Here is a 7,048-nt window from a genome sequence, read left to right as displayed (position 1 = left end):
GAAAGATTTAGGCACTGACTCAGTGAATAAACTTACACTGTAGCCGCAAAAACAACCCAGAGATGTTAGCGCCAAGAGCAACTCACCCTCAAAAAGGTCAACACGCGTGACCGAATATAAACGCCAGAAAACTTGGGCAGGAAATCTACTATTGGTTGAACTTCAATTCGGCAAACCCGGCTTCTCAATTTAAACGCAACAGGTGATATAGAGAAAATCCATCGCCGCCGTTTGTGCCCCTTTTTCTCCCCCGCCAACTCAATACCCGCCGATATCTCTCTACCGGCACGCCGAACATGGCGCTTGCTGTAAGGCTGGCTTTCGGGCATGTGACGCCATCCACAGCATCGTCATGGCAGCCGGAAAGGATCGGGTCATGGATTACAGCAAGATGGGCGGCGCGCGCCCGGGCTCGAACAAGCCCAAATTCAAGGCCGAAGACCTCAAGCGTGAAGGCAAGGCCGGCACCGGCGGCAAAGCCAGCAAGGCAGAGCTTCTGGCGCGGATGAAAGCGCAGAACGAGTCGAAGAAGACTGACTGAGGCGCTTGCCCGCTCGGGAACAGGCGGACCGCCGCGGAGCGCAAGCCGGTCCGGCACTCGCCAAAATGAAAAAGGCGCGGGATGTCCCGCGCCTTTCGTCTGTCCGGAGGAAAGCTCCGATCAGTTCTTTGCTTTGTCGACCATCTTGCCAGCCGAGATCCACGGCATCATGCCGCGCAGCTTGGCACCGGTCTCTTCGATCATGTGCTCGTCGTTGGCACGGCGCGAGGCTTTGAGGGTCGGCTGGCCCACGGTGTTTTCCAGCATGAAGTCGCGGACGAACTTGCCCTGCTGGATGTCGGTCAGAACTTCCTTCATCGCCTTCTTGGTCTGCTCATAGGGCAGGATGCGCGGGCCGGTGACATACTGGCCGTACTCGGCGGTGTTGGAGATCGAGTAATCCATGTTGGCGATGCCGCCTTCATAGATCAGGTCGACGATCAGCTTCACTTCATGCAGGCACTCGAAGTAGGCCATCTCGGGCGCGTAGCCCGCTTCCACCAGCGTCTCGAAGCCGCAGCGGATCAGTTCCACAAGGCCACCGCAGAGAACCGCCTGCTCGCCGAAGAGGTCGGTTTCGCACTCTTCGCGGAAGTTGGTCTCGATGATGCCCGAGCGACCGCCACCGATGGCCGAGCAATACGACAGGCCGATCTCAAGCGCTTTGCCCGAGGCGTCGTTGTTCACAGCCACGAGGCAGGGCACGCCGCCGCCTTTGGTGTATTCGCCGCGCACGGTGTGGCCCGGACCCTTCGGCGCCATCATGATGACGTCGACGCCCGGCTTCGGCTCGATCAGGCCGAAGTGCACGTTCAGACCGTGGGCGAAGGCGATGGCGGAGCCTTCCTTCAGGTTGTCATGCACGTATTTCTTGTAGGTCTCTGCCTGAAGTTCATCGGGCATGGTGAACATGATCAGGTCGCACCAGGCCGCCGCTTCGGCGATGCCCATGACCTGCAGACCTTCCGCTTCGGCTTTCTTGGCCGAGGGCGAGCCTTCGCGCAGGGCGACGACGAGGTTCTTGGCACCGCTGTCGCGCAGGTTCAGCGCGTGGGCGTGACCCTGGCTGCCGTAGCCGAGGATCGCCACTTTCTTGTCCTTGATCAGGTTGATGTCGCAATCACGATCATAATAGACGCGCATGGGTCTTTCCTTCCTTGGTGTGCGGGCGATTGATCGCCGCTTCGTTGTGAGGGACAACATAGGCACCGCGAACCGATACAGGTTGCGTTTTTCTTGAGTATTTGCCGGAAAGATGAAAGATCATTCTCGGAATGATCGATTAACGGCGAAATCATGCTTGATGATACCGACAGGCGCATCCTGCGCCAGTTTCAGGCCGCACCGGACCTGCCCGGCGCCGAACTGGCCGAACGCGCGGGCGTCACCGCCTCGACGCTGGCGCGGCGACTCGCCGCCATGCGCGAGAAAGGCGTGCTGCGCGGCACCCGCGGGGTGATTCACTGGCCCGCGCTTGGCTATGAATTGGAAGTGTCGTTGCGGGTGACCCTCGACAAAACCGCGCCGCGCGCCTTTGACGAGTTCATCGACGCCGCCCGCAAGGTGCCCGAGGTGATCGAGATCCAGACCTTCCTCGGCTCCATCGATGTGCGGCTCGCGGTGATCGCCCGTGACCTCGCGCATTACCAACAGCTCTACCGCGGGCAAATCCTGCCGCTGCCGCATATCTCCGACATCGAGGCGCTGATGCATGTGGCATTGGTGCGCTCGGACGAGACGGTGCCCCTATGAGACCGGAGACCGCGTGATGGACCTCGACGACATCGACCGCGCCCTCGTGCGCGCGCTGGCCGAGGATGCCAGCGCCAGCGCCGGCGCCTTGGGTCGCAAGCTCGGCCTCTCGCAGCCCGCCTGCTGGCGCCGCATCCAGCGGTTGCGCGACGCGGGCGTGTTCCGCAAGCCGCGGCTCGACCTCGACCTCGAAGCGCTGGGGTTCGGCGTCACCGTCTTTCTGGGCGTGAAACTTGCCACCAAGGGGCGGGTCAGCCTCGAAGATTTCGAGCGCGCCGTGTCCGCCATCCCCGAGGTGCAGATCGTCGAGCATGTGCTGGGTGCCTTCGACTACCGACTGCGCGTGATCGCCCGCGACCTGCCGGATTTCGAACGGGTGCTGCGGCGGCGCATCATGACCCTGCCCGGCGTCGGCCATGTGGAGGCCAACGTCGTGCTGAGCGAAGAGCGCCGGCCCGGCCCGCTTTCCGGTCCGCTTTCCGGCCCGCTCTGACGTGCTCCCCATAGCGTGATCGCGACCATCGGAGGTTTTGCCAATCCCGGCGCAACGCGCTAACCCCCTGTGCAACAGCAAAGGAGTATGCCAATGGCGCTGCGCAAGGATGTGGACCCAAGCGGTCTCGATGAATTCTCGGTGGTCTTCACGGACCGCTCGCTCAACCACATGTCCGCGGCCTTTCAGGAGGTGATGCGCGACATTTCCGCGGGCCTGCGCGAGGTCTATGGCGCCAGCGGCGTCGCCGTTGTGCCCGGCGGCGGCACCTACGGCATGGAGGCAGTGGCCCGCCAGTTCGGCCGTGGCGCCAAGGCGCTGGTGGTGCGCAACGGCTGGTTCTCCTTCCGCTGGAGCCAGATTTTCGAAACCGGCGGCTTCGGCGGCGAGGTCACCGTGATGAAGGCCCGGCCCACCGGCAACGGCCTCGAGGTGCCCTTCGCCCCCGCCCCGATCGAAGAGGTCACCGCGAAGATCCGCGAAGAGCAGCCGGACATCGTCTTCGCGCCGCATGTGGAAACCGCCGCGGGCATCATCCTGCCCGACGATTATGTCACCGCGCTGGCGAGCGCGGCGCATGAAGTCGGCGCGCTGATGGTGCTCGACTGCATCGCCTCGGGCTGCGCCTGGGTCGACATGCAGGCGACCGGCGTCGACGTGCTGCTCTCGGCACCGCAGAAAGGTTGGAGCTCCACCCCCTGCGCGGGCCTCGTGATGATGTCGCAGCGCGCGCTCGACCGGCTGGACGAGACCACCTCCGACAGCTTCGCGCTCGATCTGAAGAAATGGCGCGACATCACCGCCGCCTATGAGGCGGGCGGCCACGCCTATCACGCCACCATGCCCACCGACGGGCTGCGCATGTTCCGCGACGCCATGGCCGAGACCCGCGCGTTCGGCTTTGCCGAAGCCAAAGCCGCGCAGTTCGAGTTGGGCCGCCGGGTGCGCGAGCTTCTGGCCTCCAAGGGCGTGACCTCGGTCGCCGCCGAAGGCTATGGCGCGCCGGGCGTGGTGGTCAGCTACACCACCGACCCCGAGGTGAAGAGCGGCCGCGCCTTCGCCGAGAAGGGCACGCAGATCGCTTCCGGCGTGCCGCTGCAGGTGGATGAGCCCGCGGGCTTCTCGACCTTCCGCCTTGGTCTCTTCGGTCTCGACAAGCTGAAAGACGTGGACGGCACCGTGGCGCGCCTCGAGACGGTGCTCGGCGAGGTGCTCTGAGCGCCGCCCATACCGCAGCCTATACGGGGGGGCAGCCCCCCGTACCCCCCGGGCGTATTTTCAAAGAGAAGAAGACACCCCGCTTCTTCTCTTTGAAAATACACCCGGGGGTGAGCCGCGCAGCGGCGAGGGGGCAGCGCCCCCTCCTCTTCCCGAGCCGCCCGCGCCGGGCTAGACTGAAGCCTTCGCAACAGCAGGCCGCGCCATGGACCATCCGCTCATCGACCTGATCAACGCCCGCATCGCCAAGGCCGACGCCGAGGGCGCCTTCGACAATCTGCCGGGCGCTGGCAAGCCCCTGCCCGCCTGCGACGATCCCGAGAACGCGGTGATGACTCGCATCCTCAAGGACAATGGCGCGGTGCCCGAGGCGGTGGCGCTCCGCCGCCAGATCGCGGCGCTGCGCGACGAGCTGCGCGAGACCGCCGACCGCGACGAACGCCGCAGGCTGATCCGCGAGATGGCGCTGCTGGAGACGAAATTCGAGATCGCCCGCAAGCCGCGCTGAGGCTTGGCCTTTCCCGGCCCGCATGCCAGAACTTCCCCCGAAACGCCGGAAGGGAGCAGGGATGGTCACGGTCAAAGAGCAGTACGAAAGCTACCCCTACCCCGAACGCGACCCTGCCGATGAGGACAAGCGGCTGATCACCGGCTCGCCCTCGCATCCGCTGGAGATGGACCACTGGCTCTGGCGCGGCTGCCGCGACTGGTCGCAGCCGCTACGCGTGCTGGTCGCCGGCGGCGGCACGGGCGACGGGCTGATCCAGCTCGCCACCCTGCTGAGCAAGGCCGGCAAGCCATATGAGATCACCTATCTCGATCTGTCGGTCGCCTCGCGCGCCGTCGCCGAGGCGCGCGCGAGGCGGCGCGGCCTCAAGGGCATCAGCTTCCACACCGCCAGCCTGCTCGATGCCCCCGACTATGGCCGGTTCGACTATATCGACTGCTGCGGCGTGCTGCACCATTTGCCCGACCCGCAAGCTGGCTTTGCCGCGCTGCGCGCCGCGCTCGCCCCCGGCGGCGGCCTCGGTTTCATGGTCTACGCGCCCTATGGCCGCTCCGGCGTCTACCCGCTGCAGGAGGCTTTTGGCGCGCTCTTCGACGGCCTGGCCCCGAAGGAGCGTCTGGCCCGCGCTCAGCGCATCGTCGCTGAACTGCCCGAGGGCCATCCCTTCGCCGCCAACCGTAACCTTGGAGATCACCACGCCTCGGACGCGGGGTTTTACGACCTTCTGCTGCACGGGCAGGACCGCAGCTATTCGGTGCCCGAGCTTCTGGAAACACTTGCTGCTACCGGCTGGCGCCTCGCCGGGTTCACCACGCCGGCGCTCTACGATCTGGCGCAGATCACCGAGGTCCCCGAGGGCATGCCCGCCGCAACGCAGATGGCGCTGGCGGAAAAGCTGCGCGGCACGATCCGCATGCACACCGCCTATGCGGTGCCCGACAGCGCGGAAGAGACCCGCGCGACGCCCTCGAACCGCAGCCTCGTGCCGCATCTGCGCGGCGTGCAGCGCGCGCCGCTGGCCAAGGCCGTGGCACAGGGACGCCCCCTGCCGGTGAAACTGGGCGGTGTGGAGACCACGCTGACCCTGCCCAAAGGCACCGCCGCCGCGCTCGCGGCAATCGACGGGCGCCGCAGCCTTGCGCAGATCGCGCAGGCGGCGCGGCTCGATCCGATCACCTTTGGCACCGCTTGGGCGCAGGTCCACAAAGCGCTCGAGCCTTGGGGGCTGCTGCTCTACTCCGCGTTGCTGCGCTGAGGCCGGCTCACTCGTAGCTGCGGGTGTCCTCGATCACCACACCGTCGCGCGGCAGCGCCCCCGGCGCCACGAGCTCGACCTTGCCCTTGAGCTTCAGCACCTCGGCCACGCTGCCCTCGAAGGCCCCGGCATCGCCCGATGCGGTTTCGATCCGCACGATCATCACGTCCATCTCGCCCTCGCGGCTGGCCACCACGCGGGCGCGGTCGATCTCGGCATGGCGCGCCACCAGCGCCGCCACCTGCTCGGGGCGCACGAACATGCCCTTGATCTTGGTGGTCTGATCGGCCCGGCCCATCCAGCCCTTGATGCGCATATTGCTGCGCCCGCAGGGGCTGACCCCCGGCAGCACCGCCGACATGTCGCCGGTGGCGAAGCGGGTCAGCGGGTAATCGGGGTTGAGCGTGGTCACCACCACCTCGCCGACCTCGCCGTCGGGCACCGGGTCGCCAGTGCCGGGCGTGACAATCTCGACGATCACCCGCTCGTCCACCACCATGCCCTCCATGCTCGGGCTCTCATAGGCGATCATTCCCAGATCGGCGGTGGCATAGCACTGCAGGCAAGAAATGCCGCGCTCGGCGTAGAACGCCCGCAGCGAGGGGAACAGCGCCCCGCCCGAGACCGCCGCCTTGGTGATCGCCAGCTCCACCCCCAGCGCATCGGCCTTCTCGAGGATCACCTTGAGATAATCGGGCGTGCCGGCATAAGCGGTGACGCCGACATCGGCAGCCGCCCGCACCTGCAGCTCGGTCTGGCCGGTCCCGGCGGGCAGCACCGCCGCCGCCACCGCCCGCGCGCCGCTTTCAAAGATCATCCCGGCGGGCGTCAGGTGATAGCCAAAGCAGTTTTGCACGATGTCGCCGCTGCCGATCCCGGCGGCATGCAGGAAGCGCCCCAGCCGCCACCAGTCATGGTCCACCCCGCCCGGCTCATAGATCGGACCCGGCGACTGGAACACATGCGCAAACCCCGAGGCGGGCCGCGTGGTGAAGCCGCCGAAAGGGGCCGCCCCGGCCTGCGCCTTGCCAAGATCGGATTTGCGCAGCACCGGCAGGCGGGCCAGCGCCGCGCGGCTGGTGATGCTTGCCGCATCGACACCGGCCAGAAGCTCCGCATACCCCGGCAGCGCCTGCGCACGGGCGATCTGCTCCGGCAGCGCCTCACCCAGAGCGGCGGCGCGCGCCTCGGCGCTGCGGGTCTCCAGATCGTCGTAATAACTGCTCATCCGAGCCTCCTTCTCAAAGCCCAAAGCTCACAGGCCAAAGCTCACAGGCCAAA

General features: G+C 66.2%; 8 protein-coding genes. 6 read left to right on the top strand and 2 right to left on the bottom strand.

From position 1 onward, the window contains the following. Positions 1-376: 376 nt before the first annotated feature. Positions 377-541, top strand: a complete 165-nt coding sequence (locus tag AYJ57_RS26235; RefSeq protein ID WP_193789551.1) for a hypothetical protein — start codon at positions 377-379, stop codon at positions 539-541. A 120-nt stretch (positions 542-661) separates the two neighbouring features. Here the strand turns inward: AYJ57_RS26235 and ilvC are convergent, their stop codons facing one another. After that, entirely contained in the window at positions 662-1,684 is a 1,023-nt protein-coding gene (gene ilvC / locus AYJ57_RS16940; RefSeq protein WP_066108672.1) for a ketol-acid reductoisomerase, read from the bottom strand. 153 nt (positions 1,685-1,837) lie between these two features. Between ilvC and AYJ57_RS16935 the strand changes: the two genes are divergently transcribed. The 5 genes from AYJ57_RS16935 (at position 1,838) to AYJ57_RS16915 (ending at position 5,767) form a co-directional block, all read left to right on the top strand. Beyond that, on the top strand, positions 1,838-2,293 hold the full coding sequence (locus AYJ57_RS16935) for an Lrp/AsnC family transcriptional regulator (protein ID WP_066108670.1): 456 nt from the start codon (positions 1,838-1,840) through the stop codon (positions 2,291-2,293). 13 nt (positions 2,294-2,306) lie between these two features. After that, complete coding sequence (locus AYJ57_RS16930; protein ID WP_066108667.1) at positions 2,307-2,786, top strand: Lrp/AsnC family transcriptional regulator; 480 nt, start codon at positions 2,307-2,309, stop codon at positions 2,784-2,786. A gap of 93 nt (positions 2,787-2,879) precedes the next feature. Beyond that, the gene (locus AYJ57_RS16925) at positions 2,880-4,004 is read left to right on the top strand and encodes an aminotransferase class V-fold PLP-dependent enzyme (RefSeq protein ID WP_193789550.1); all 1,125 of its coding nucleotides are present in this window, start codon (positions 2,880-2,882) and stop codon (positions 4,002-4,004) included. 205 nt (positions 4,005-4,209) lie between these two features. Further along, positions 4,210-4,512 (top strand): J-domain-containing protein, encoded by a 303-nt coding sequence (locus AYJ57_RS16920; RefSeq protein ID WP_066108659.1) that lies wholly within the window; start codon positions 4,210-4,212, stop codon positions 4,510-4,512. 61 nt (positions 4,513-4,573) lie between these two features. Next, entirely contained in the window at positions 4,574-5,767 is a 1,194-nt protein-coding gene (locus AYJ57_RS16915) for a class I SAM-dependent methyltransferase (RefSeq protein ID WP_066108656.1), read from the top strand. A 7-nt stretch (positions 5,768-5,774) separates the two neighbouring features. Here the strand turns inward: AYJ57_RS16915 and AYJ57_RS16910 are convergent, their stop codons facing one another. Beyond that, the gene (locus AYJ57_RS16910) at positions 5,775-6,995 is read right to left on the bottom strand and encodes a phenylacetate--CoA ligase family protein (protein WP_066108653.1); all 1,221 of its coding nucleotides are present in this window, start codon (positions 6,993-6,995) and stop codon (positions 5,775-5,777) included. Between the last annotated feature and the right edge of the window lie 53 nt (positions 6,996-7,048).

The organism is Salipiger sp. CCB-MM3 (genome assembly GCF_001687105.1).
Taxonomy (GTDB): Bacteria; Pseudomonadota; Alphaproteobacteria; order Rhodobacterales; family Rhodobacteraceae; genus Salipiger.
This window is presented reverse-complemented; position numbering and strand designations above follow the sequence as displayed.

What these genes read in the sequence shown, in the direction of transcription:
- AYJ57_RS16920 (WP_066108659.1), top strand. Translation starts at nt 4,210, where the DNA reads ATGGACCATCCGCTCATCGACCTGATCAACGCCCGCATCGCCAAGGCC.
- AYJ57_RS26235 (WP_193789551.1), top strand. Translation starts at nt 377, where the DNA reads ATGGATTACAGCAAGATGGGCGGCGCGCGCCCGGGCTCGAACAAGCCC.
- ilvC (WP_066108672.1), bottom strand. Translation starts at nt 1,684, where the DNA reads ATGCGCGTCTATTATGATCGTGATTGCGACATCAACCTGATCAAGGAC.
- AYJ57_RS16935 (WP_066108670.1), top strand. Translation starts at nt 1,838, where the DNA reads ATGCTTGATGATACCGACAGGCGCATCCTGCGCCAGTTTCAGGCCGCA.
- AYJ57_RS16915 (WP_066108656.1), top strand. Translation starts at nt 4,574, where the DNA reads ATGGTCACGGTCAAAGAGCAGTACGAAAGCTACCCCTACCCCGAACGC.
- AYJ57_RS16925 (WP_193789550.1), top strand. Translation starts at nt 2,880, where the DNA reads ATGGCGCTGCGCAAGGATGTGGACCCAAGCGGTCTCGATGAATTCTCG.
- AYJ57_RS16910 (WP_066108653.1), bottom strand. Translation starts at nt 6,995, where the DNA reads ATGAGCAGTTATTACGACGATCTGGAGACCCGCAGCGCCGAGGCGCGC.